We start from the raw sequence: 22,995 nt of genomic DNA on the forward strand, positions 1-22,995 counted from the left end.
CATCCTAGCGTACGGTGCGACTTCGTATCAATTCATTGTTGTGTCGGAACCGTGATGACCGTCTCCACCCATCTGGCCGGGGCCGCGAGGCGCGCCACCAGCACGGGCACCGGCTGGATCACGCCATAGGCCGGGCTCTCCACCCCCGCCTCCAGCGCCAGGGCGAGCGGCGCATCGGCGGCGAGGCGAAGCCGGGCGAGGGGTCCCTCCACCCCGTCCGCCGTCAGCCGCCAGGTGCCAGGCGCCAGGCGCCAACGCAGCGCCGCCTGGCGCCAGGGGCCGGCGAGCCGGTCCTCCACCCGGCAGAGCCGCTCCTCCAGCCGGACCCGCCGCTCCTGCCGATTGCCGCGATGGTCTTGCAGCCAGCCGCCTTCCGGCAGCATCCCGCACCGCGGCCAGTGCGAATGGAGAAAGCGCGACAGGCTCGGCATCTGGTCGCGCCCGTCGAACTCCACCGTATTGTGCCCGGCCGTCGCCCAGAGCGCCCTCTGCCAAGGGTTGTAGCTGCCGGTGCCGCCATCGCGGAGCAGGTTGCGCGGCCCGTCCCACAGGTCGAGATGCAGCAGGTCGGCATGCGCCGGGCGGAAGCGCAGCGGCCCGGTCCGCAGCACCGCTCGCAGCGCACCCGAGTGCCAGCCGCGCAGCCCCTCAGCCACCCACTCGGCCGGCAGCGGCTCCAGCACCGGCCCGGCGGCGAGGCCGAGCCAGGCGCAGCCCAAATCATCCCCATACCCCGCCGAGCGCCCGGCCAGCATTCGCGCCGCCCGCTCGACGCTCGGCCGCGCATCCGCTGGCCCGGCGAGCGAGAGATCGGCGAAGGCCGAGCCGTCCTGGTGCCCGAGCCGCGGCGCCTCCCCCGTCTCCGCCGCCACCAGCCGCTGCAGCCAGAGCACCGGCGCCGGGTCGGGCGGGGCAGGCGGCAGGCCATGGCGCCGCCGCAGCCATTCCGTCACCGCCAGCCGATCCGCACCGAGCGCGACCCAATCGCCCTCGCCGAGCAGCAGCCCGCAGGCCAGCAGCCCGGCCGGCTCGGAGATGGCGTGGTTGTTGTCCTGCGCCATGGCATAGGCCGGCGTCGCCGCGATGCGCCTTCCGTGCAGCCCGACCAGCGCCCGCGCCCCGGCCGGCAGCACCGCCCGGTCGAGCGCCAGGGCGAGATGCAGCACCCTGAGCGCCGCCTCCTGCCCCGAGGCCCAATTCGGACCGCGAAAGGGCGGGTTGCGCGCCGCCCAATCCGCCAGCATCGCCCCGGCCCGCGCACCATGGCCGCCGCCCGGCTCCAGCCGCTGCGCCTGAGCGAGCAGCACCAGTTCCGCCCAGCGGTTGCGCTCCCAGACCGGGCGGACATCGCCGGGATCGAAGAGGTTAAGGCCGAGGGCCGGCGCCTCCGCTGCGAAGGGTCCATGCCAGTCCATCGGCCCGAGCGCCGCCGCCCGCGCCAGCACCGCTTGCCGGTGGTCCGGCGGCAGGGCAGGGGCGGGCGGCAGCGCCTCCGGCCAGAATGGCCCTGCCGGCACCGCCCGGTCGGCCAGCGCCCGCCGCGCCAGGGCACGAGCCGGCGGCGCGCGATCCCAGGCCGCCAGCAGCACCGGTCGTGGGCCGAGCTGGCAGGCCGCATCGAGGAACCGAAGCCAAGTCGGGATATATTCCATTGCGCAAAGGTTTCTGATTCGATTAGTGATCGATTGTTGACCCATTTGGCAAGGCTTCTTCGTCTGAGCGCGCCGTCCGGCCCCTTCATGCTGTGCCGCCTGCTGGCTGCGGTGCTGGTGTTGCCCTGGCCCGCGCTGGGGCAGATCGCCGCGGCCGGCAGCGGCTTCCTGGCGCCGCCCGCCCTGCCGGGAACGCTGCCGGGCGGCATGCCGCTGCCGGGCCTGCCGCCCGGGGCGCAGCAGGACATCCTCCAGCGCATCCTCGATGCCGGGGCGCAGCGCCCGCTGGGCCAGGCGATGCCGCCCGCCCCGCCCGTGCCGGCAGCCCCCACGCCCGTCACGCCGGCCCCGCCGCTGGAGGAGCCCCTCTCCTCCGCCGAGGCCTTCTTCGCCAGCCGCGGCGCGCAGGGCGAGGCGCTGCCTGGCGGCCCAGCTCCGTCGCCGCTCCGCCTCTTCGGCATCGAGAGCCTGCGGACGGCGCCTGGCGCCCCGGCCCCCGTCCACGGCTTCGGCACCCTGCCGGACGACTACCTCATCGGCCGCGATGACGAGGTGGTGCTCGCCTTCCGCGGCCGCACGCGCCAGACCCTCAGCCTGCGCATCGGTCGCGATGGCATGCTGCTGCTGCCCGACCTCGCCCCCATCCCCGCCGCCGGCCGCACGCTGCGCGACCTCCGCACCGATCTCAGCGGCCGGGCGGCGCGGGAGCTTGGTGGGTCGGAGGTCTTCCTCTCCATCGGCCAGATTCGCCAAGCCAACCTCTTCGTCGGCGGCGAGGTGCTGCGCCCCGGCCTGCAGCAGCTGACGGCCATGGCGAGCGTGCTCGACGCGTTGATGGCCTCGGGGGGCATCCGCCGCACCGGCAGCCTCCGCGCCATCCGCGTCGAGGGCCCCGCCAGCGGCCGCCGCACGATCGACCTCTACCCGATCCTCGCGGGCGAGGGGGATGCGCCCGACCTCCGCCTGCATGAGGGCGAGCGCATCCTGGTCCCGCCCCTCGGCGGCGTCGTCGCGATCGGTGGCGAGGTGATGCGCCCCGGCCTCTACGAACTGCCCGCCGGCGCCGCCCAGGCCCCGCTCGCCGTCATGCTCCGCCTCGCCGGCGACCCGATGCGGCCGAGCGGCCACCGCTTCCTGCTCCAGACCACCGATGCCGAGGGCCGCCGCAGCTGGCGCGAGATCGGCCCGCGCGACGCGCTCCGCCGCGGCGACGCGCTGCTGGTCCAGCCCGGCTCCGACGTGCTGGCGCAGCAGATCCGCCTCTCCGGCCATGTCGGCGCCCCGCTGGTCCGTGCCGCGACCGGCCGCGGCCAGACGCTGCGCGGCCTGCTCTCCGACCCGCGCCTAGTGCGGCCCGATCCCTATCCGCGGCTCGGCCTGGTCTGGCGCACCGATGCGCGCACGCGCGCACGGCGCTTCATCCCCTTCGACCTCGGCCGAGTGCTGGAGGGCAGGGCGGATATGCCGCTCGCCGAAGGCGACGAGGTGGTCCTGCTCGGCCTGCCGGACGTGCTCTTCCTCGCCGGGCCGAGCGTGCAGCAGGCGCTGCGCGGCGATCCGCCCGCCCCGAGCACCCCGCCGACGCCGACCCCGCTGCCCAATGCCGCCGGCATGCCGGGCACGGCCCTCGCCGCCGCCACGCCCGCCGCCCTGCCGCCGGTGCCGGCGCCCGCCACCCCCGACTGCCAGGCCCTGGTGCTGCTGACCGTCGCCGCCCAGGCCTCGCCGCAGCGCTTCGCCCATGCCCGCAGCGCCGGCTTCCCCGATTTCGGCCGCGGCCCCTGCCCGCAGGTCTTCCTCGACTACCCGACCCTCCTGCCCGTGCTGATGGACCAGACTGTGCTGCTCACCGGCGAGGTGCGGCTGCCCGGCCTCTACCCCATCCTCAACGATACCGGCCTCGATGCCGTCCTCGCCGCGGCCGGCGGGGCGACGGACACCGCCGACCTCTCCGGCATTCGGTAGGAGGCACACCTACCGGGCTCGTGAGGGCCGGATCATGAGCGCCGCCCCTGTGCGAACTAGGATTGGGGCGGCATGGTGTCTGGAATGGCGAGAAATAATTTGTTGGGTCCAGCAGGCGCGGTTTCCGACGTGTTCGGCGCCGGGCAAGCGATATGGGCGATCATTTGCACGGCTTGGGCCGTGCTCGTCGCGGTGAGTGTGTGGTCGTTCCACACCATCCAGTCCTTCATGGATCAAGGATGGGGCGCGGTTTTCCTGGCTGGGCTTGGAGCCGCGACGGTCGCCACGTTTGCTGTTTCGACGCTATTCTTCGGTTTGGCTGGGTTGGCGATTGGCTATCGTCGTTTACGACCTCTGCCGACACCGCCGCAGCCGACGCCGCCTAACTTGGTCGGAGTGGCACCAATTCAGGCACCCGCCGTTGAGTTGCAGTCAGACGTCGCCGACCTACGGCAGCAAGTGGCAGCGTTTGAGCGATCAGCGCGGGAGCGCTTCGAGCTTGGCCTCGCAGGTCTTGCCAAAGAGGTCGCGGAGGTAGCCGAACGCCTTGGAAAACTGGACCAACGAGCCGCCGGCCGTTTGGATGCGCGTTACGACCATTTCCGGGATGCCATTGCCAAGATTGAGGCCGACGTTGCATCGCTATCCGCGCAGCAGGAAAGCTTGCGTGACAGCGTGGAGCGCCGGTTTGGGGTCAGAGATGCCGAAGCATCGCTCGTGCTGTCGGACCGGACGATAACCCAACTGGCGGACAAGCTATTGAAGGCGAACCCATCCGACTACGCCGACGAGCAGGCATGGCGCAACGACTTTGCGGTCTGGCGGATGTATTTGATGGACTTTTGGGAAACCGCTGGCCGATGGGACATGCAATCCAACGACGCCGGTGATCAAGCAGCGGATATGTTTCGGGTCGAAGACTTGGACTACCGTGCCGTTCAGGGGCAACCAGGATCAGCCATATCGAGTGATTTTGTGATGCAGAACAAATGGCGGTTGGTCGCCATCGTGACCGCCCGCCACAACGCGCAGTGCGATGCCGTCATGTGGCGTATTCATGCAGAGGCGCGGAGCAGGTCGATCCCAGACGGCGTTCCTTGGCCTCGATCTCGACCGTAACTTAACTCACTTTTACGTAATATAATCGTAATTTTCGCTCCGTTAAAAGGCGACTAGTGTAACTTTCTGTTGCGGAGTGGTAGAAAACTGCCAAGCAGCAGATTGGCGTTTGGGGAGCAAAAGGGTGGCTTCACTCAAAGTGTTAGTCATATGCTGTTTTTTCATGACGGGATGCGGTTTCAGCGAATTTGCTGACAGAGCCACAAATCCAATAGTTTTGGATTTGATGAGAGATAAGGATTTATGGGCAACATATAACTACGAAACGGTTAGTACTGACGCAGCCCGCCGTACTATATTCATACAATATCGGCGCGGTGGCACACGGGCGGATTTTGTGTGTGCGGAGCCGCCACCTGATGCCCTCCAAGCTTACACAAATGCTCTTGCTGCGGCAGTGAAAGGTGGAGGAGCAGAGAGTGTCGCGCTAGAACTTAAGCGAACATTTGGCACTAACGCAGCTCCCATGCTTTACCGAAGTCAAGGTTTGCAGTTTTTACGAGATCAAGTATTCAATGCATGTTTGATGATGATGAACGGCGTTATTGATGCTCCTACCTACCGCGCTTTACTACCCAAGTTGCTTGAGGCATCCGTTGATCTTATCAAAAACGAGCAACAGGCAGTTCAGATTGCAGCGGGAAGGCAACCTGCGGCTCTAACACCTGGCAGTGCGCCAGCGACGGCTGGTGGTTCATCTACCGATGCCGGAAAATGAATGATACTTGTTAGCTGATATGCATTCTTGTGCGCCGATAGTTGCATTACTAGTCCAGCCTAATTTCCTTCGCCCCTATGGCCGCCATAACCTGCAACAGGAACACGGCGGTAAAGCCGCCCCTGGCGATCTTGTTGCGAATGTTCGGTTCGGTGTCCCTCACGCCGATGGCCGCCAGCCGCTCCGCAAGCTGGGCGTAGGTGACGTTCCGGCGCTTCAGTTCGGCCTTGAGCAAGCCTTTGGCCCGCCCCTGCCATTCAGCCGTGTTGGCCGTTTCCGCGTCACCCATGCTCGCACCCCTCACGATGGCGTATGCCATCATATCCGGTGCGATTGCCATTGTCAGTAGGGTCTGATGCCATCATAATCGGTGCATAGGCATCGGATACGATGGCAATGTCCCAACACTTCCTCCTTTCCGCTAAGGCTCGCACGCTCTCCCTGGCGTCCATCCTCCGCATGAGCGACGACGAGGCCCATGCCGCCTTCGTGGCGATCCGTTGGTCTGCGAACGGTGGCGAGCCCGTGTGCCCGCGCTGCGGGTGCTTGGCCATCTACACCTATGCCGCCCGCCGCATCTGGAAGTGCAAGGCGTGCAATCATCAGTTCTCGGTCACGTCCGGCACCATCTTCGCCAGCCGTAAGCTGCCGATCCGGGACTATCTAGCGGCCATTGCCATCTTCGTGAATGCGGCTAAGGGACTGTCGGCGCTTCAGCTCGGCCGCGATCTGGACGTGCAGTACAAGACTGCCTTCGTGCTGGCCCACAAGCTCCGCGAGGCCATCGGCTCCGGGCAGGCCGACACCACCCTGTCCGGGCATGTCGAGGTGGATGGCGCCTACTTCGGCGGGACTGTCCGGCAGGAGAACCGCAAGGAAGATCGCAAGGACCGGCGCCTTGCCGTGAACCAGTCCGGCAAGCGGCAGGTGGTGGTGGTCATGCGGGAGCGGGGCGGCCGGACGCTGCCCTTCGTATTCCGCTCAGAGGATGAGAGCGTTCCGACGATCCGCGCCCGCGTGGAAACTGGCACTACGATCTACGCCGACGAGGCGCCCGGCTGGGATGCGCTGCACGCCCGCTACGATACCAAGCGCATCAACCACTCCATCGCCTTCGCGGACGATGGCGCCTGCACCAACCAAGCCGAGAGCTATTTCTCCCGCCTGCGCCGCGCCGAGTGGGGCCAACACCACCACATCAGCGGCAAGTACCTTGGCGCCTACGCCCGTGAGATGGCTTGGCGGGAGGACACCCGGCGCCGTCCCAACGGGACGCTGCATGGGCTGGCAGCGGCGGCGGCGCTTGGGCATCCGGTGTCGCGGATATGGGCAGGCTATTGGCAGAGGGCAGTCAATTAGTCTCAGAGGCCGCAAACGTCCTACTTGAGACCATTCTTGCCATTAAGAAGATTAGGAGCAAAAGCTTCCAGAGCTGCCTGTACAGCAGATGCAGGAAGCTCTTTATCCTTTACCTTATTGCCAAGATAAATCGGCATCTGGTTTGGAATATAAGCTTCTCTGATCCATTTGCGAAATTCGCCTAACGCCTCATCCGGGTAGCAATATGGAGATTGGGGGTTTGAGGCAGACTGCGGGAAGTAGTTGGGGTAGTTGTGTTCATATTTGATGCGATTACCATACAAAACTTCAAGGTTTTCTGAATTCCAGTATTTTGCCCAAGCTATTCCGACGCTAATGTCGGGTATAAACTTATTGCCCAGGCTGGCGCCCTGCCTCAAAAGCGTAACCATAAGGTCGGCTATCTCTTTAAATACGCTGAAGTAGCCCATGGGAACCGTATGATAGACTAGCGACACACGGTCGTGGAATTGCTGCCAGGCGATATCTGCCGATCCTGACGGGTTCCAACCGACTTGTGAATATATGAATTCTTGAAAACCCTTTCGTGCAAGAGTTCTAAAACTCTTGGCGGCGTGGCCGTAATCACCTTTTGCCTCAAAGGCGTAATATTCTAAAACTGCCATACAAACGGCGTCAGGAACCGCGTGATAAATTGTTCCGGCGCGTGGGATAGCAATAAATGCGATAGAGTCATCCGCGCCGGCAGCCCGGATCAACTCCTTGATCTTCTGTTCGCGTGGCCTTGCTGGATACTCCTGCCAAGCGCTCGTGATGCGGATGATTTGCGCGTGGTCTACTCCACACATACGAGCTAGGCCACGCAACGTCAGGAACGGAGCGCCATTGTTCAGCACCCCCATCCCCACACCATCTATTTCACGTTCAGCAGCGATTTCGAGTTTGAGACCCAACTGCTTCGGGGCGGTGCTCAAACTAGCAGGTTTTGACGTTTTCATGAATGAAATCAGCCTCTTAGCCTGGTGCTCAAGTGGCTATTTTCAGCACTTGGACCACCATTCCGACGAGCGCTGGTCTGGACATGTCTTTCGAGTTGTCACACAACACGATTGCACAAGAGACGGCCAGGTAACGCTGGTCCTACCGGCGGCCTGACCATTCAGGCCGCCGGGACTCTGTCGTATAAGCGGTAGCGTGCTAAGAGTCACGCTGAGTCAGACAACCCCCACCGCAGCAGCCGCCCGACTTTCTCCGCATTCCGCACGATCCCGCCCTTCCGCTGATGCCGCAGCGCCCGTGCCACGCCGTCCTCTACGGCTCTCCGAACCGCTCCGCTCCCTGCGTCCATACCCCGCAGCACGATCACCCGGCTGGCAATTTCTGGGACGCTAAGCGGCTGATTGGCCTGTCGTAGCGCGTCCAGCACCGTTCGGCCCATGCCAGCAAACTCCTCCGGTGCCAGCGTCCGCACATATTTCGTCTGGATCGACTCCACGGGATAGTTCGGATCGAGCTGCCGGATCACGGCATCCAGGCTCGCCAAGTCAGCATGGATCTGCCGCGACCGCGCCTGCGAGGCTTCCAACTCGCCCGCCAGCGTCGCCCGGCGTTTCACCAGGCCGGAGAGAACCAAGTCCGTCATGCGCTATTCCCTTTGGAAACAAAGGGATTTTACGCGGCAGAGCGGCAAAAGCGGCTATTCGGTAAGGTGTGGTTGCTACCTAACGCCGGACCTCTCCGCCGTGGAACTCGCCCGCGAGCCCGCCGAGCAGAGCGCCACCCTGCCGCTCGCCCGCACGCTGATCGACCTGCGCTCGCGCAATTTCGCTGCCGTGCGCCTCTCGCCGCGCGACGCGCTGCGCCTGCCGCGCGGCTTCGGCGACCGCGACATCGGCCCGGTGACGCTCTCCGGCGAGTTCGTCCGCCCCGGCATCTACGACATCCGCCGCGGCGAGCGCCTCTCCGAGGTCATCGCCCGCGCCGGCGGGCTGACGCCACAGGCCTACCCTTACGGTGCCGTCTTCACCCGCGAGAGCGTGCGCCAGCGCCAGCAGGACGGCTTCGCCCGCAGCGCGCGGGAGCTGGAACAGGGGCTGATGCAGGTCGCCGCCGGCCAGGCGGTGGCAGGGATGCGCGGCTCGGCCGATCTCGGCGGCGCCATCATGGCGGGGCGCGAGTTGGCCGCTTCCCTCCGCCAGGCCCGCGCCGCCGGGCGGATGGTGGTGGAGGCCAATCCGGTGATCCTCGCCGGCCGCCCCGACCTGGACGTGCTGATGGAGCCGGGCGACCTCGTCGCCATCCCCAAGCGGCCGAACGAGGTGACGGTCGTCGGCTCCGTCCTCAACCCCGGCAGCCTGCAATTCGCCAGCGGCTGGCGGGCCAACGACTATGTCCGCGCCTCTGGCGGCCAGCAGCGCTTCGCCGATGGCAGCCGCGCCTTCATCGTCCTGCCGAATGGCCAGAGCAGCCCCGCCGGCCTCGGCGCCTGGCAGATGGGCGGCCCGCCGATCCCACCCGGCAGCACCGTCGTCGTGCCGCAGGACCCCTCGCCTTATGAGAGCTGGGGGATGCTGCGCGACGTGACGCAGGTGCTGTCGCAAGTAGCGCTCTCAAGCGCGGCGCTTGCCGTCATCGTGCGCACGGGTGCGCGGTAGGGCATGGGGCATGCGTCCCCGTCCCCGCCAAAGGCCTGACTCGAGGGTTCCGAGGGCCCTCCTTGGCCTTGCCCTTGCCTTGGTGACCTTCAAGGCCCAGGCGCAGGACGTCCCCGCAACCGGCTCCGATTTCGGCGGCGTCGGCCTGATCGAGATGCGCAATGCCCGCTTCCGTCCGGACGGAACGCTGGAGGCCGGCGCCGCCATCCGCCACCAGCGGCAATTCTGGTTCCTCTCCTTCCAGGCGCTTCCTTTCCTCGAAACCACCTTCCGCCTCACCGACCGGCTGGATGCGACGGCAGGCCGCGGCACCACCACCGACCGCGCCTTCGACTTCAAGGCCCGGCTCTGGGAGGAGGGACAATGGCGCCCGGCGCTGGCGGTCGGCGCACAGGACTTCATCGGCACCGGCCTCTATTCGGGCGAGTACCTGGTCGCCTCCAAGCGCTTCTGGGATTTCGACCTGACGCTCGGCATGGGCTGGGGCCGGCTCGGCACGGGCGCCGACGTCAACAACCCCTATGGCCTCGTCTATTCCCGCTACAACACCCGGCCGCGCAATGTCGGCACGGGCGGCATGCCGGCCTTCAACAGCCTGTTCCGCGGGCGGGAAGCGGCGGTCTTCGGCGGCGTCGAATGGTCGGTGCCCTGGGTGGAAGGCCTCAGGGCCAAGCTCGAATGGTCCGGCGACGCATTGCGCGACGAGCGCGGCGGCTATCCAGCCCGCACCACCAACCTGCGCGGCGAGGCGCGCTCGCGGATCAATGCCGGCCTCACCTGGCGGAATGACTGGCTCGATGCCGGGGTGCACTTCGTTCACGGGACCGATGTGCTGTTCCGCCTCTCCCTCCGCCTCGATCCGGCGCGCCCACCGAGCCTGCCGCGCCCGCCCCCGCCACCCCTGGCCCCGCGCCCCGAGGCGCCCGGCGACGCCGAGGCGGCCCTGCGGCAGGCCGGCTTCCGTCCCATTGCCGTCATCCAGCAGGGGGAGGAGGTGCGGATCGCCGTCGCCGGCGGCCGCTACCGCACGCTCGCCCGCACCGCCGGCCGCGTTGCCCGTGCCGTGCAAGGTAGCCTGCCGCCGGAGGTGGAGCGGATCGCCGTCGAGTGGCACCGCGCCGGCCTGCCCGTCGCGCGCCTGGTGCTGCTGCGCGAGGCGCTGGAGGGCGCCGCGATCGGCGCCGGCAGCGCGGAGGAGATGCTGGCCAGCGCCAGCCTCACCCCCGCCGAGCCGGTGCCCGGCTTCGCGCCCGACCTCAGCTGGGCGCTGGAACCCCGCCTCGCCCTGCAACTCGGCGACCCGAAGATGGGCTTCCGCTGGCAGGCCGCCGGCGCGGCAGGCGCACGCCTCGGCCTCGGGGCCGGTTTCGCGCTCGCGGGCAGCCTGGCGCAGGCAGTGGCGGGCAATCTCGACAAGGGCCTGCCCTCGGACAGCCAGCTTCCGCATGTCCGCAGCGACATCGCCCGCTATGCACGACAGGGTAGGACGGCGATCCCGACGCTCTACGCCGAGCGCCTGTGGAGCCCGGCGCCCGACTGGTTCGCCCGCGTCTCGGCCGGGTTGCTGGAGCCGATGTTCGGCGGCGTCTCGGGCGAGGTGCTCTGGCGGCCGCAGGATCGTGGCTTCGCGCTCGGCCTCGACCTCGCCTGGGTGGCGCAGCGGGACTACCGGCAGCGCTTCGGCGCCCTCGGCTATTCCGTGACGACCGGCCATCTCTCGCTTTATGCGGACCTGCCGGTCTGGAACCTTGGTACCGTGGTCCGCGCCGGGCGCTACCTGGCCGGCGACTGGGGCGCGACGCTGGAAGTGAGCCGGCGGTTCGATTCCGGCATCGAGGTCGGCGGCTTCGCCACCCGCACCGATGTCTCCGCCCGCCGCTTCGGCGAGGGCAGCTTCGACAAGGGCATCTTCGTCCGCATCCCCCTGCAATTACTGGGGCCGGAGACGCCGGTGGTGGCGAATGCGGTGATCCGCCCCGTGGTGCGGGACGGCGGCCAGCGCCTCGTGGTCGACAACCCGCTCTGGGAGGTGACGCGCGAGGGCCGGGCGGAGGCGCTGGGCCGGGACTATCTCGGCTTGCTGAGATAGTCCCGGCCCGGATGGGTCAGCCCATCGCCTTGGTGAGCTTGGTGGCGATCTCGAACATCTCCTCCGGCGCATAGTCCGGCGAGAAGGCCGAGGGGATGCCCTCCAGCTGGTGGATCTTGCCGCCGTCCGGCATGCCCTTCACCACCTCGAGCTCGCCCGGCGGGTCGCCCGGCAGCGCCTGCTCGCCCTGGCCCCAGATGCCGCCGATCTCGGCATAGTCGTTCGGGCTCCAGGTGTAGAGGCGGCGATGCGAACCTTCCTGGAGGTACTTTTGGCACTCGGGGATGTTGCCGAGCGGGATGTTCGGCGTCGGCAGCATCTTCTCGATCTCGACGCCGGTGAGGTTCTTCAGCGCCAGCGCATAGGAATGCGCATGGACCGAACCGCGCACCAGCAGGTAACCGCAGACCTCGCGCCCTGTCGGGTCGGAGAGCGTCTCGTAGACCCGCAGCTTGTGCAGCCGGGCGCCGCATTCGAGGTGGAAATTGTGCAGCAGGTCGAACACCACATTGCCCGTGGTGGTTACCATGTCGACATTCCAGGACATGGAATTGCTGTTCACCGGCAGCGCCCCGCCACCCGCGGAGGCGAAGCTGGCGAAGGAGCGGATGTCCTTCATCGCCTCGAAGGGCGTCTTCGAAATGTCGCCGCCATCGGCGCCATCGGCACCCTTGTCCGGGCCGTTGTTCAGCATGGCGACGCCGTTGCTGACCAGCTCGACATGCCCCAGCTCCTCCGCCGTAATGCTGGCGACGAGGCCATAGAAGGGGCGGAGCTTGCTCTTGCTCTTGAAGTTGAAGCTCTGGAACATGTAGTTCCCGAGCGTCGACATCTCGCCATATTTGCCGCCGAGCAATTCCTGCAGGGCCGCGGCAGCATTGGGGTCCTGCCGCTTCGGCGGGGGAAGTTCCGCCTGCAGCTTGTCGACGCGCATGAACATGGGAATGTACCCTTCCGGACAACTCGAATGCTGGTTTAACCGGCCAGCGCCTTCGGGGTTTTCGTCGCGGGCGCGGAATGGACTGCAACGCTTGCGATCCGCCGCCGCATCGGCCACACCCCCGGCCGCATGACCCTCGGCGCCCTTTCGCAACATCTCCTCTTCGCCCTCGCCCTCGCGCTGCTCTCGGCAGGCGCCGTCCGGGCGATGATTCGCTGGCCGATCCTCGACATCCCGAACGGCCGCAGCGCGCATAGCGTGGCGACGCCGCGGGGCGGCGGGGTCGGCGTGGTCGCCGCCTTCCTGGTCGGGCTGCTGGTGCTCTACCGCGTCGCGGATTTCGCCCGGCTGGAGGAGCGGCAGTTCCTCGGCGTCATCCTCGCCGCGCTCGCCATCGCCGGCGTCGCGCTGGTGGACGACATGCGCAACCTCTCCGCCCGGCTGCGGCTGCTGGCGCAGCTCGCCGCGGCGCTGGTGGCGGTCGGCACCGGGCTGACGCTCTCCCGCCTCGCGCTTCCCTATATCGGCGTGACGGAATTGGGCTGGGTCGGCCCGGCGCTGACCATCTTCTGGATTCTTGGCTGCACCAATGCGGTGAATTTCATGGATGGGCTCGACGGGCTGGTCGGCGGCACGCTGCTGATCGCCTGTGCGGCGCTCGCCGCCATCGCCGGCGCCGAAGGCGGCCGCTTCGTCTATCTCTCCGCGCTGATGCTGGCGGCGGGCTTCGCCGGCTTCCTGCCCTTCAATCTCGCCCCGGCACGCATCTTCATGGGCGATGTGGGCAGCCAGTTCGCCGGCTTCATGCTGGCGGTCCTTGCCGTCGCCGCCTCGCGCTTCGATGCCAGCCAGCTCAGCTTCCTGATCGTGCCGCTGCTGCTCTTCGGCCTGCTCTTCGACGCCGCCTTCACGCTGCTGCGCCGCGGCTGGATAGGCGACAAGGTGGGCGCCCCGCACCGCACCCATCTCTACCAGATGGCCCAGCGCAGCGGCATGCCGACCCTCGCCGTCGCCGCCACCCATTGGGGCTTCGCCCTGTTTCAGGCGGCGCTCGCAGTGCTCTTCCTGCAATTGCGCCCGGGGCTGAAGCCGCTTGTCGTGCTGCCCGCGCTCGCGGTGCAACTGCTCTGGCTGGCCTATGTGGCGATGCGCGTGCGCCGCGCCGGGCTCAGCTGGCGGGGCTAGGTCCCGATCGGGATCTAGCCGTCGTCGAGCCGGCGTTCCCATCCTGCGTGTTTCCGCTCAGGATGATCGCGGGCTGAGGAATTCCATCACCAGCATTGGCATGGATGGGCCGATCCACTGTTCGGCCCGCACCACCGCGCCGCCCGTTGCCTCCACCCAGAACAGGTTGGTGAAGCCGAAGCGCCCGCGGCTGCGGCAGCGCTCGCGCACCAGCAGGATCTCGGCATCCTCCGTTGCTTCCGCCCGCAGCCGGCAATCGAGGGCGAGGCCGAAGCGCATCCCCTCGGGCTCGCCGTCGGGGTCCTTGAGGTCGACCAGGCGCCGGGCCGAGGCTGTGCGGTCGAGCAGTTCCGCCGGGCTGGCCAGCGGGTCCGGCCCGTCGAAATGCGTCGCTGCCACGTAATGGCGGAAGCCGGCGGTCGCCGTGACGCGGCCCCCCTCGGTTGCGACCACCTGCCCGGCGGCGGTGCGCCAGATGCGCCGCTCGCCGATCTCCTGCAGCAGGACGGCGGCGGTCGGCCGCCCGCGGATCCAGAGGCGGAGCGCCGGCCCGTCCGGCTCCGGCAAATCCTCGAGCGGGGTGGCGACGCGCTCCACCGCCTCGGTCCAGGCCGTGTCGGCATAGCGGGCGAACAGCGTGTCGCCACAAGCGGCGAGCAGCAGGGGCAGCAGCAAGGGCCAAGCGCGCATGCCCGGCATTTTAAGATCGTTATTGCAATAAATGAAGCGGAAAGGCGGCGGCGCCTACTCCGCCGCCCCGCGATGCGCCCGCCGGTAGGGATGCGCCGGATAGGTGCCAAGCAGCTTCAGCTCCCGCGAGAAGAAGGCCAGCTCCTCCAGCGCCCGCCGCACCGGCGCCTCCTCCGGATGGCCATCGACATCGGCCAGGAACTGCGTCGCGGTGAACTCGCCATCGAGCATGTAGCTTTCCAGCTTCGTCATGTTCACCCCATTGGTGGCGAAGCCGCCGAGCGCCTTGTAGAGCGCCGCCGGGATGTTGCGGACGCGGAAGACGAAAGTGGTGACGCAATCCGGCGTCCCCGCCGGCGGCAGCCGGGGGGAGGGGGCGCAGACATAGAAACGCGTGGTATTGTGCGCGGCGTCCTCGACATTGCGCCGGAGGATGTTCAGCCCGTAAGTCTCGGCCGCCAGCGCGCTGGCGATCGCCGCATCCTCGACACCGCCGCGCTCGGCGATGATCTGCGCCGCTCCGGCCGTATCCGCCTCGATCACCGGCGTCAGCGACAGCTCCTTCAGGATGCTCCGCACCTGGCCGAGCGCCACCGGGTGGCTGTGCGCCCGCTTCAGCGTGGCGAGCGTCGCGCCATGCGGTGCCAGCAGGCAATGCTCCACCCGCTCGAAATGCTCGCCGATGACGGAGAGCCCGCTTTCCGGCAGCAACCGGTGAATGTCCGGCACCCGGCCGGCCAGCGAATTCTCGCAGGGCAGCATGGCGAGTCCCGCCTGTCCGGCGCGCACCGCATCCATCGCCGCCTCGAAGCTCGGGCAGGGCAGGGTAGTCTGGCCCGGATAGGCGGCGCGGCAGGCGAGGTCCGAATAGGCGCCGGGCAGGCCCTGGAAGGCGATCACGTCGGTCATGAGGTGCCGTTGCAAGAGGGGTCCGCGGCTTCTAATCGAGGGGGTGAGAGGGCGCAAACCGGGGAGTGACGGGCATGGAGGCATTCATCGCGGCAGCCGAGGCGGCGGCCGAGGCCGCGGGCGCCGTCATCCGCCCGCTCTTTCGCTCCCCCCTGCTGGTCGAGGCGAAGGGCGATGCCAGCCCCGTCACCGAGGCCGATCGCGGGGCCGAGCGGGCGATGCGCGAGGTGCTCTCCGCCCGCTTCCCCGACCACGGCATCTGGGGCGAGGAATACGGCCCCGACCGGATCGAGGCCGAATATCTCTGGGTGCTGGACCCGATCGACGGCACCCGCGCCTTCGTCACCGGCCGGCCCCTCTTCGGCACGTTGATCGGCCTACTGCATCGTGGCGTGCCGGTGCTCGGCCTGATCGACCAGCCCGGCATCAGCGAGCGCTGGATCGGCGCCAAGGGCCAGCCGACCCGCTTCCGCTCCCCCCTCGGCGGCGCGGCCGGCTGCCGCCCCTGTCCGCGCCTCGCCGAGGCCGAGCTATCCTGCACCAGCCCTGACATGTTCGCACCGAGCGACGGCCCGGGCTTCGAGCGCCTCCGCGCCGCCGCCCGCCGCGTCACCTGGGGCGGGGATTGCTACAGCTACGGCCTGCTCGCCCTCGGCCTGGTCGATGTCATCGCCGAGAGCACCATGAAGCCCTGGGACTGGGCCGCCCTGGTTCCGGTGGTGGAGGGCGCTGGCGGCCGTGTCACCGGTTGGCGCGGCGAGGCGCTGACACTGGGGAGTGACGGCCGCGTGCTGGCGGTCGGCGACCCGGCCCTGCTGCCGGAGGCCCTCGCCCTGCTCGGCGGCTGACTGTTGCCGAGGGCGGGGGGAACCCCCATCCTCCCGCCATGGATCGCCGTACCCTCCTGGCCTCCGGCCTTGCCCTCCCGCTCCTCCGCCCTGCCGGCGCCGCGGCACAGCAGGGGCCGACCCGCAGCCACGCCCTCTCCCTGCTCGGCGATCCGGCCCTGCCGGCCGACTTCACCCATTGGCCCTGGGTCAACCCGGACGCCCCGAAGGGCGGCGAGATCGCGCTGACCGCCCTCGGCAGCTTCGACAGCTTCAACCAGTACATCCTACGCGGCACGGCGGCGGTCGGCCTCGGCAATCTCTACGACACGCTGCTGAAGGAAAGCGCGGACGAGGCCAGCACGGAATACTGCCACCTCGCCGCCGCCATCGAGCAGCCCGCCGACCGCATGGGCGTCAGCTTCGAGCTGCACTCCGCGGCGCGCTTCCATGACGGCAAGCCCGTCACCGCCGAGGACGTGGTCTGGACTTTCAACACCCTCCGCCAGAGCGGCCGGCCCTTCTACCGCGCCTACTGGGCCGATGTGGCGGAGGTGGTGGCGGAAGGTCCCCGCCGCGTCACCTTCCGCTTCAAGACGAACGAGAATCGCGAGCTGGCGCTGATCCTCGGCCAGATGCCGGTGCTGCCGAAGCATTGGTGGGAGAGCCGCGACTTCGCCCGGCCGTTGCTCGAGGCGCCGCTCGGCTCCGGCCCCTACCGGCTGGAGCGCTTCGAGAACGGCCGCAGCCTGGTCTACCGCCGCGTCGCCGACTACTGGGCCAAGGACCTGCCGACGGCCCGCGGCACCGCCAATTACGACGTCATGCGCTACGAGTATTTCCGCGACAGCACCGTGGCGCTGGAGGCCTTCAAGGCCGGGCAGATCGACTTCCGCACCGAGAACATCGCCAAGGAATGGGCGACGGCCTACGACTTCCCCGCCATGCAGCGCGGCCTCGTCAAGCGCGACGAGATCCGCCACGAGCTGCCGACCGGCATGCAGGCCTTCGCCATGAACCTGCGCCGCCCGCTCTTCCAGGATGCCCGCGTACGCCGCGCACTCATCGAGGTCTTCGACTTCGAATGGATGAACGCCAACCTCTTCTACGGCAGCTACACGCGGACGACCTCCTACTTCTCCAACTCCGAACTCGCCTCCTCGGGCGTCCCTGAGGGGCGGGAGCTGGAAATTTTGCAAGCTTACAAGGGCCGCGTCCCCGACCGCCTCTTCACCGAGCCCTACAGGCTCCCCGTCACCGACGGCTCCGGCAACAACCGCGACGGCCTGCGCCGTGCACTGGACCTGCTGCGCCAGGCCGGCTGGACGGTGCGCGACCGCAAGCTGGTCAATGCCGAAGGCCAGTCCTTCGCCTTCGAGATCCTGCTGAACGGCCCGAGCTTCGAGCGCGTCGCCCTGCCCTATGTGCAAACCCTCCAGCGCCTCGGGATGGAGCCACGCATCCGCACCATCGACCCGGCGCAGTACCAGGTGCGGATCGACGCCTTCGACTACGACATGACGGTGGACGGCCAGGGCCAGTCCCTCTCCCCCGGCAACGAGCAGCGCGACTTCTGGACCAGCGCCAAGGCTCAGGAAAACGGCAGCCAGAACGTCGCCGGCATCGCCAACCCAGTGGTGGACGAGCTGGTGGAGATGGTCATCGCCGCGCCGAACCGCGCCGAGCTGGTGGCTCGCACCAGGGCGCTGGACCGCGTGCTGCTTTGGAACGACTACATGATTCCGCAATGGCACAGCCGCACCTTCCGCGTGGCCTATTGGGACAAGTTCGGCCGCCCGCCGCGCAACCCGAAATACGCGCTGGCCATCGACACATGGTGGGTCGAGCGCAACCGCGAGGGCGCCGTCGAGCAGGGCAAGCGCGAGGCGAAGCCGCAATAGCATGAGCGCCTACCTCCTCCGCCGTCTGCTGCTGGTGGTGCCGACGCTGCTCGGCATCATCCTGATCAATTTCGCCGTGGTGCAATTCGCCCCCGGTGGCCCGGTGGACCAGATGCTGGCGGAGCTGAAGGGGCAGGGCGGCAGCAGCCTCGGCCGCCTCTCCGGCGAGGGCCAGGGCGAGACCACCCGCCCGCCGGCCAACCAGGGCGGTGGCAACGAGGCCAGCCGCTACCGCGGCGCCCGCGGCCTCGACCCGGCGGTGGTGCAGGAGATCGAGCGCGCCTTCGGCTTCGACAAGCCCTGGCCGACGCGGCTTGGCGAGATGCTGGCCGGTTATGCCCGCTTCGACCTCGGCCGCAGCCTGTTCCAAGACCGGCCGGTCTCGCAGCTCATCCTCGAGAAGCTGCCCGTCTCCATCTCGCTCGGCCTGTGGTCGACGCTGATCATCTACCTCGTCTCGATCCCCTTGGGCATCCGCAAGGCGGTGCGCGACGGCACCCGCTTCGACCTCGCCAGCAGCGCCGTGGTGCTGATCGGCTATGCGATCCCGAGCTTCCTCTTCGCCATCCTGCTGGTGGTGCTCTTCGCGGGAGGCAGCTTCGTGCAGTGGTTCCCGCTGCGCGGCCTGCTCTCCTCCGGGCTGCAGGACGCACCCTTCCTGACGCGCGCGGCGGACTACGCCTGGCACATGGTGCTGCCGACCATCGCGCTCGTCATCGGCGGCTTCGCCGGGCTCACCATGCTGACCAAGAACTCCTTCATGGAGGAGATCGGCAAGCAATATGTGGTGACGGCGCGGGCCAAAGGGGCGGGGGAACGGCGCGTGCTCTACGGCCATGTCTTCCGCAACGCGATGCTGCTGATCATCGCCGGCTTCCCCGCGGCCTTCATCGGCATCCTCTTCACCGGGGCGCTGCTGGTCGAGATCATCTTCTCGCTCGACGGGCTCGGCCTGCTCGGCTTCGAGGCGGCGATCCGGCGCGACTACCCGATCATGTTCGGCACGCTCTACATCTTCACCCTGCTCGGCCTAGTGATGCAGATCATCGGCGACTTCACCTACACCCTAGTCGACCCGCGCATCGACTTCGCTTCGCGCCGCTAACCCCCGAACAGGAAATCCCCCGCCGACAGCGCGGATTTGGCGATGCCTGCAAGCGTCAGGCTGTCGCCCTGGCCAAGGTCGATTACCACCCCACCCGGCCGGTCCGTCGCCGCCGCCAGCATCGCGGCGAAATCGGCGAGGCTGCCGAACCGGATGTGATCGACCCCTGAGACAAAATCGCCGATCCGGTCCGCCCCGCCGCCTGGCCCGACCAGGAAGAGATCTGCTCCCGCCCCGCCGAACAGCACGTCATTCCCCTCGCCGCCGTCGAGCGTGTCATTGCCCATGCCGCCCATTAGCCAATTGGCGGCCGCATTGCCGGTGACGCCATTGCCGAGCGCATTGCCATGGCCGCTGCGCGTGGTGCCGAGCAGCACGAGGTTCTCGATATTGACCGGCAGCGTGTAGCTGCCGCCCGGGATATCAGCGAGCACGGTGTCCATGCCGCCGTCCGCTGCCTCCACCACCTGGTCCGCGACGCCATCCACCCGGTAACTGTCATTGCCAGCGCCGCCCGACATCCAATCCATCTCGCCGAGGCCGGAGGCGCCGTTCAGCAGATCATTCCCGTCGCCGCCGAGCAACCGGTCCATCCCGCCGCCGCCGACCAGCGTATCGTCCCCCGCGCCCCCGGTGAGAATGTTCGGCGCGTCATTCCCGGTCAGCAGGTTGGCCTGCTCATTGCCCGTGCCGCGCACCACCCCGGCCGCCAGCACCAGCGCCTCGACATTCGCCGGCAGCACGTAATCGATGGCGGCGATGACCGTGTCCCGCCCTTCACCTGATGCCTCCACCACCCGGTCGCCGAGGTTGTCGGCATGGTAGAGATCATGGCCGAGTCCCCCCGCCAGCCAATCGGCCCCCGCCCCGCCATCCAGCGTGTCATCCCCTGCGCCGCCCGCGAGGCTGTCCGTCCCTACGCCGCCCGTCAGCCGGTCCGCTCCCGCCCCGGCGGTGACCTCCAGCCGCTCGATCCCGTGCAGCAGGGTGACGCGGCCGCCATCCGTCAGGCTGCCCGCCCCCAGCACGAGGCCGAGGAGGCTCGCGCCACGGTCGATCCGGGCCAGGTCATTGCCGTCGCCGCCCTCCAGCACGGAATCCCAGTCCGCCGAAACCAGCGTGTCATCGCTGAGCCCGCCATCCAGGCTGTTGCTGCCGCCCATGCCGTAGAGGTGATCCGCCCCGGCTCCGCCGAGCAGCGCATCGTCGCCATCGCCGCCCTCCAACCGGTCGTCTCCATCGCCGCCATCGAGGCGATCCGCGCCGCTGCCGCCCAGCAGCGTGTCGGCGCCCTCGCCCCCGATCAGCAGATCATCCCCGTCGCCGCCCCCGAGCCGGTCCGCGCCCGTGCCGCCGATCAGCGTATCTCCTCCTGCCTCACCATAGAGCGTATCGTCGCCGCCCTGGCCGGCGGCCAGGTCATCGCCATCGCCGCCATGGATCCGGTCATTGCCGCCGGTGCCGGAGAATATGTCGTCGCCGGCCCCACCGCCGATGACCGCCGCCTGCTGCTCCGCGGCCAGCAGCAGCACGTCATTGCCGGTGGAGCCGTGGATCTCCTCCATGCCGGCCATCGCCCTCGGCGAGCCGCGCAGGTCGAGCAACATGCCGATGCTGCCGGCGCCCCAGCGATCGTGGCCAGCACCGCCATCGATGCTGTCGGCAACCGTGGCGACATCCACGAGCGTGACGAGGCGCGGCGCCGCTTCGCCGGTGTCCAGCAGCAGCGTGCCGGTGAAGCGGCCATCGGCCTCGCTGATGACGATATCGTCGCCATCGCCGCCGACCAGCGTATCGGCACCCGGCCCGCCGAGCAGGGCATCGTCCCCCGCTTCGCCCAGCAACAGGTCGTTGTCGCCGCTGCCGAAGAGCGTATCCGACCCGTCGCCGCCTCGCAGCGTATCCTGCCCGTCACCGCCATCCATGGCGTCCGAGCCGGCATTGCTGATCATTAGGTTGTTGAGCGCATTGCCCCAGGCGCTGAGGCTGCCTGCGGTGTTGGCCAGCACCAGCGCCTCGACATTCGTCGGCAGCGCATAGGGCTGGTCGGCGATGACCGTGTCGATGCCCTCGTCCGGCGCCTCCACCACCTGGTTTCCGGCACCGACGCGGTAGGTGTCGTTCCCCAGGCCGCCGATCAGCGTATCCGCCCCCACCCCGCCGGCTATGGTGTCGTCGAAAGCCGAGCCACGGATCAGGCCGATGGAGACCAGCCTGTCCGTCCCGCCCCAGCCATCCCGCACCGTGCCGGCACCGAGGTCGGCATCGATGCCGCCCGGGTCGCCCGCGTAATCGGCGCCGACCCAGGTTCCGGCGGCCGGAGCCCGCAGCGTGTCGTTCCCGGCGAGGCCGCGCAGCCAGGTATAGGCGCCGATCGCCAGCCCGGTCAGGTCGTCGCCGAGCGCCGAGCCCCAGAGGAATTCGATGCTCCGCAGCACATCCGTGCCGCCCCACTGGTCATGGCCGATGCCGGCGGTGAGGTTCGCCACGACGCCCTTCGTCGCCAGCCCACCGATATCGTAGCTGACGGTATCGAACCCGCCGGCGCCATCGATGGTGTCGTTGCCCGCGCCGCCGCCGAAGCGCTCATCCGCCGCCGAACCATAGAGGCTGTCATCCCCCGCGCCCGCGGTGACGACCTCGACCGAGGTCAGCCGGTCCGTCCCCCCCGGCTTCAGCACATAGGGACCCTGGACGAAGCCGCCCACCGTGGTCGTGGTGAGCATGACGGTGATGGAGCCGTCGCCCACATAGCGCCACTCGTCCTGCCCGGCGCGCCCGTCGAAGCTCTTGTTGCCGTCGCGCCCGGAGAGGAAGACATCGTCCCAGGCCGAGCCCAGCACCGTGTCGCCATGGGCCGAGAGCGCCGCCACCCGGCGGATGCCGACCAGCGTGTCGATACTGCCCCAGCCATCCTGCGCCGTGCCGCCCTGGAGGTCGATGAGAGCCGCCGCCGGGCTCGTCCCATAGGAGACCTGCACGGAGGTGGTGCCATTGCCGATGATCCGGTCCGCCCCCGCCCGTCCCTCAAGGTTGAGGGCGAAGAACCCCGCCGTGGCGCCGCCCGCATCCAGCGTATCGGCACCCGCCGTGCCGGCGATCACCTGGATGTCGCTGAACCGGTCCACCCCGCCGCCCGGCTTCGCCACCATACCCCCGGCATAGTCGGCGAGGGTGACGACGACCGGCCCGGCGAGGCTGGCATAGCTCAGCGCATTCCCCGCTCCCGCCCCGCCGGCGATGCGGTCATTGCCGAGGCTGCCGAGGAAGGTCTCGGCCAGGCTGCCGCCCTGCAGGCTGTCATCCGCCGACGTCCCGCCGACGACGTGCCCGCCCGCGAGGGCAAGGAAGGTCCCGTCGACGAAATCCTCCACGCCGAGCGTGCCGACGCCGTCCAGCCGCACCGCGAGGTCGGTCGCATCCAACCGCCCGTTGCGGTCGAGGTCGAGCACCAGCCAGCCGCCGCCATCCTGCCCCTGCAGCCAATAGGCCTGATAGGCGTCCAGCCGCTGCGCTGGCAGCGCCATCCCGGCAACCGGCGCCGCGACCGGGGCGCCGAAGCTGCCGCTGAAGACCAGCGGCCGGGCGATGCCATCCGCCCCGGTATAATACCAAGTCTCCGAGAGCATGACTCTCTGGGGATTCCCAGACTGACGGCGCTCTGATTCAACGTGGCGAGCAGAGGAGCTTCGCCATGCCCATCCCACTCCGAGCTGACTTTGACGCAGCTGGGCTTCGTGCTGCGGCTCGCCGAACCAAGGATGCGGCCCAGGCCCGTCGCCTGTTGGCCTTGGCTGCCGTTTACGACGGAGTGTCGCGCACGGAGGCCGCCCGGATCGGCGGGGTGACGGTGCAGATCGTCCGGGACTGGGTGGTGCGGTTCAATGCCGAGGGTCCGGCTGGGCTGATTGACCGCAAGGC

General features: G+C 68.4%; 19 protein-coding genes. 11 read left to right on the forward strand and 8 right to left on the reverse strand.

The features are described 5' to 3' along the window. Nucleotides 1–32: 32 nt before the first annotated feature. On the reverse strand, nucleotides 33–1,652 hold the full coding sequence (locus EP26_RS15175) for a heparinase II/III domain-containing protein (protein WP_043339633.1): 1,620 nt from the start codon (nucleotides 1,650–1,652) through the stop codon (nucleotides 33–35). 87 nt (nucleotides 1,653–1,739) lie between these two features. Here EP26_RS15175 and EP26_RS15180 point away from each other — a divergent pair, with 87 nt between their 5' ends. The 3 genes from EP26_RS15180 to EP26_RS34870 all read left to right on the forward strand — a co-directional run bounded on the left by EP26_RS15180 (nucleotide 1,740) and on the right by EP26_RS34870 (nucleotide 5,454). Further along, nucleotides 1,740–3,617, forward strand: a complete 1,878-nt coding sequence (locus EP26_RS15180; RefSeq protein ID WP_052389222.1) for an SLBB domain-containing protein — start codon at nucleotides 1,740–1,742, stop codon at nucleotides 3,615–3,617. A gap of 72 nt (nucleotides 3,618–3,689) precedes the next feature. After that, nucleotides 3,690–4,736: a hypothetical protein gene (locus EP26_RS34865; RefSeq protein WP_157033557.1), complete on the forward strand. Its 1,047-nt coding sequence runs from the start codon at nucleotides 3,690–3,692 to the stop codon at nucleotides 4,734–4,736. A gap of 124 nt (nucleotides 4,737–4,860) precedes the next feature. Further along, nucleotides 4,861–5,454, forward strand: coding sequence for a hypothetical protein (locus EP26_RS34870; RefSeq protein WP_157033558.1), 594 nt, complete (start codon nucleotides 4,861–4,863; stop codon nucleotides 5,452–5,454). A gap of 49 nt (nucleotides 5,455–5,503) precedes the next feature. On the opposite strand, the gene EP26_RS15190 is transcribed toward EP26_RS34870, so the two are convergent. Beyond that, the gene (locus EP26_RS15190; protein WP_043339667.1) at nucleotides 5,504–5,743 is read right to left on the reverse strand and encodes a DUF6471 domain-containing protein; all 240 of its coding nucleotides are present in this window, start codon (nucleotides 5,741–5,743) and stop codon (nucleotides 5,504–5,506) included. Nucleotides 5,744–5,850: 107 nt separating this feature from the next. Between EP26_RS15190 and EP26_RS15195 the strand changes: the two genes are divergently transcribed. After that, nucleotides 5,851–6,813 carry an IS1595 family transposase gene (locus tag EP26_RS15195; protein ID WP_043339636.1) on the forward strand — a complete coding sequence of 321 codons (963 nt, stop codon included), beginning with the start codon at nucleotides 5,851–5,853 and terminating at the stop codon, nucleotides 6,811–6,813. Nucleotides 6,814–6,833: 20 nt separating this feature from the next. On the opposite strand, the gene EP26_RS33215 is transcribed toward EP26_RS15195, so the two are convergent. Further along, a complete protein-coding gene (locus EP26_RS33215) occupies nucleotides 6,834–7,772 on the reverse strand; it encodes a hypothetical protein (protein ID WP_084112572.1) in 939 nt (312 codons plus the stop codon). Nucleotides 7,773–7,978: 206 nt separating this feature from the next. Next, nucleotides 7,979–8,416: a hypothetical protein gene (locus tag EP26_RS15200; protein WP_043339638.1), complete on the reverse strand. Its 438-nt coding sequence runs from the start codon at nucleotides 8,414–8,416 to the stop codon at nucleotides 7,979–7,981. A gap of 100 nt (nucleotides 8,417–8,516) precedes the next feature. Between EP26_RS15200 and EP26_RS15205 the strand changes: the two genes are divergently transcribed. Further along, a complete protein-coding gene (locus EP26_RS15205; protein ID WP_245624411.1) occupies nucleotides 8,517–9,428 on the forward strand; it encodes an SLBB domain-containing protein in 912 nt (303 codons plus the stop codon). A gap of 82 nt (nucleotides 9,429–9,510) precedes the next feature. Further along, on the forward strand, nucleotides 9,511–11,517 hold the full coding sequence (locus EP26_RS15210) for a YjbH domain-containing protein (protein WP_245624412.1): 2,007 nt from the start codon (nucleotides 9,511–9,513) through the stop codon (nucleotides 11,515–11,517). A 16-nt stretch (nucleotides 11,518–11,533) separates the two neighbouring features. On the opposite strand, the gene EP26_RS15215 is transcribed toward EP26_RS15210, so the two are convergent. Beyond that, nucleotides 11,534–12,457: a manganese catalase family protein gene (locus EP26_RS15215; RefSeq protein WP_043339640.1), complete on the reverse strand. Its 924-nt coding sequence runs from the start codon at nucleotides 12,455–12,457 to the stop codon at nucleotides 11,534–11,536. 129 nt (nucleotides 12,458–12,586) lie between these two features. On the opposite strand from EP26_RS15215, the gene EP26_RS15220 reads away from it, so the two are divergent. Beyond that, complete coding sequence (locus tag EP26_RS15220; protein WP_052389223.1) at nucleotides 12,587–13,642, forward strand: glycosyltransferase family 4 protein; 1,056 nt, start codon at nucleotides 12,587–12,589, stop codon at nucleotides 13,640–13,642. A 57-nt stretch (nucleotides 13,643–13,699) separates the two neighbouring features. On the opposite strand, the gene EP26_RS15225 is transcribed toward EP26_RS15220, so the two are convergent. Together EP26_RS15225 and EP26_RS15230 are read right to left on the reverse strand one after the other, a co-directional pair. After that, the gene (locus EP26_RS15225; protein WP_043339642.1) at nucleotides 13,700–14,341 is read right to left on the reverse strand and encodes a YjbF family lipoprotein; all 642 of its coding nucleotides are present in this window, start codon (nucleotides 14,339–14,341) and stop codon (nucleotides 13,700–13,702) included. 45 nt (nucleotides 14,342–14,386) lie between these two features. Continuing rightward, nucleotides 14,387–15,241: a prephenate dehydratase gene (locus EP26_RS15230; RefSeq protein WP_043339643.1), complete on the reverse strand. Its 855-nt coding sequence runs from the start codon at nucleotides 15,239–15,241 to the stop codon at nucleotides 14,387–14,389. A 74-nt stretch (nucleotides 15,242–15,315) separates the two neighbouring features. Here EP26_RS15230 and EP26_RS15235 point away from each other — a divergent pair, with 74 nt between their 5' ends. Genes EP26_RS15235 through EP26_RS15245 form a run of 3 tightly spaced genes read left to right on the forward strand, consistent with a single transcriptional unit; the run spans nucleotide 15,316 to nucleotide 19,074 of the window. Next, entirely contained in the window at nucleotides 15,316–16,089 is a 774-nt protein-coding gene (locus EP26_RS15235) for an inositol monophosphatase family protein (protein WP_043339644.1), read from the forward strand. A gap of 38 nt (nucleotides 16,090–16,127) precedes the next feature. Then, nucleotides 16,128–17,969, forward strand: coding sequence for an extracellular solute-binding protein (locus EP26_RS15240; protein WP_043339645.1), 1,842 nt, complete (start codon nucleotides 16,128–16,130; stop codon nucleotides 17,967–17,969). Between the two features lies 1 nt (nucleotide 17,970). Then, nucleotides 17,971–19,074 (forward strand): microcin C ABC transporter permease YejB, encoded by a 1,104-nt coding sequence (locus EP26_RS15245; protein WP_043339646.1) that lies wholly within the window; start codon nucleotides 17,971–17,973, stop codon nucleotides 19,072–19,074. Here EP26_RS15245 and EP26_RS15250 read toward each other — a convergent pair. Further along, nucleotides 19,071–22,703, reverse strand: coding sequence for a calcium-binding protein (locus tag EP26_RS15250; RefSeq protein ID WP_043339647.1), 3,633 nt, complete (start codon nucleotides 22,701–22,703; stop codon nucleotides 19,071–19,073). The two genes, EP26_RS15245 and EP26_RS15250, sit on opposite strands and share 4 nt — an antisense overlap. 65 nt (nucleotides 22,704–22,768) lie before the next feature. Here EP26_RS15250 and EP26_RS15255 point away from each other — a divergent pair. After that, nucleotides 22,769–22,995: helix-turn-helix domain-containing protein (locus EP26_RS15255; protein ID WP_043339672.1), on the forward strand; the 227-nt coding region annotated here is incomplete at its 3' end.

It is taken from the genome of Belnapia moabensis DSM 16746 (genome assembly GCF_000745835.1).
Taxonomy (GTDB): Bacteria; Pseudomonadota; Alphaproteobacteria; order Acetobacterales; family Acetobacteraceae; genus Belnapia; species Belnapia moabensis.

Excerpts from the sequence above, each read along its gene's own strand:
- EP26_RS15175 (WP_043339633.1), bottom strand. The coding sequence starts at position 1,652 with ATGGAATATATCCCGACTTGGCTTCGGTTCCTCGATGCGGCCTGCCAG.
- EP26_RS15180 (WP_052389222.1), top strand. The coding sequence starts at position 1,740 with ATGCTGTGCCGCCTGCTGGCTGCGGTGCTGGTGTTGCCCTGGCCCGCG.
- EP26_RS34865 (WP_157033557.1), top strand. The coding sequence starts at position 3,690 with ATGGTGTCTGGAATGGCGAGAAATAATTTGTTGGGTCCAGCAGGCGCG.
- EP26_RS15190 (WP_043339667.1), bottom strand. The coding sequence starts at position 5,743 with ATGGGTGACGCGGAAACGGCCAACACGGCTGAATGGCAGGGGCGGGCC.
- EP26_RS15195 (WP_043339636.1), top strand. The coding sequence starts at position 5,851 with ATGTCCCAACACTTCCTCCTTTCCGCTAAGGCTCGCACGCTCTCCCTG.
- EP26_RS33215 (WP_084112572.1), bottom strand. The coding sequence starts at position 7,772 with ATGAAAACGTCAAAACCTGCTAGTTTGAGCACCGCCCCGAAGCAGTTG.
- EP26_RS15200 (WP_043339638.1), bottom strand. The coding sequence starts at position 8,416 with ATGACGGACTTGGTTCTCTCCGGCCTGGTGAAACGCCGGGCGACGCTG.
- EP26_RS15215 (WP_043339640.1), bottom strand. The coding sequence starts at position 12,457 with ATGTTCATGCGCGTCGACAAGCTGCAGGCGGAACTTCCCCCGCCGAAG.
- EP26_RS15220 (WP_052389223.1), top strand. The coding sequence starts at position 12,587 with ATGACCCTCGGCGCCCTTTCGCAACATCTCCTCTTCGCCCTCGCCCTC.
- EP26_RS15225 (WP_043339642.1), bottom strand. The coding sequence starts at position 14,341 with ATGCCGGGCATGCGCGCTTGGCCCTTGCTGCTGCCCCTGCTGCTCGCC.
- EP26_RS15230 (WP_043339643.1), bottom strand. The coding sequence starts at position 15,241 with ATGACCGACGTGATCGCCTTCCAGGGCCTGCCCGGCGCCTATTCGGAC.
- EP26_RS15235 (WP_043339644.1), top strand. The coding sequence starts at position 15,316 with ATGGAGGCATTCATCGCGGCAGCCGAGGCGGCGGCCGAGGCCGCGGGC.
- EP26_RS15240 (WP_043339645.1), top strand. The coding sequence starts at position 16,128 with ATGGATCGCCGTACCCTCCTGGCCTCCGGCCTTGCCCTCCCGCTCCTC.
- EP26_RS15245 (WP_043339646.1), top strand. The coding sequence starts at position 17,971 with ATGAGCGCCTACCTCCTCCGCCGTCTGCTGCTGGTGGTGCCGACGCTG.
- EP26_RS15250 (WP_043339647.1), bottom strand. The coding sequence starts at position 22,703 with ATGCTCTCGGAGACTTGGTATTATACCGGGGCGGATGGCATCGCCCGG.